This window comes from Halomonas sp. SIMBA_159, assembly GCF_046536035.1.
Taxonomy (GTDB): Bacteria; Pseudomonadota; Gammaproteobacteria; order Pseudomonadales; family Halomonadaceae; genus Vreelandella; species Vreelandella venusta_A.
Map to the genome: position 1 here is coordinate 1 of NZ_JAWJBT010000117.1, position 418 is coordinate 418.

Genomic DNA, 418 nt, shown 5'->3' on the forward strand with positions numbered 1-418 from the left:
GTGCCTAGAGAGAAGAACTAATGCAGAACGACGAGAACAACTCTATCAACCATTCCTCCACAACCCACGTGAACGGATCGGTCTTCTCGAGCACTCAGATGGACGAGAACAGCTCCGTCAAGAGCGAGGCTCCCCACAATCCGCAACCGCGCAAGCCTCTCCGCAGTCGCGCAAAACGCGCGATCCCTAAGTCGACGAAAAAGCACTTCGTCGGCGAGTTGGTCTTCCACCGGGGTGAGAGCCGACAGCGTCTCGGCTTCGCGAGCTTGTATGAACACAACGCTGCCCTGTGCTTCATCTACCGTCCTGACTTCCTGGACATTGAAGAACAGCTGGCATCGCTGCCGTTCGTCTTGCCCAACGGTAAGCCTTCGGAGCACTTCTTCGATTTCAGGGTGACATTCCAAGGTGGTCGCCG

At 56.5% G+C, this 418-nt stretch carries 1 protein-coding gene; it reads left to right on the forward strand.

The window, feature by feature from the left end:
- Positions 1-20: 20 nt before the first annotated feature.
- Positions 21-418, forward strand: a 398-nt coding sequence (locus R0J87_RS18625; protein WP_498888056.1) for a hypothetical protein, incomplete at its 3' end; no start/stop codon positions are given.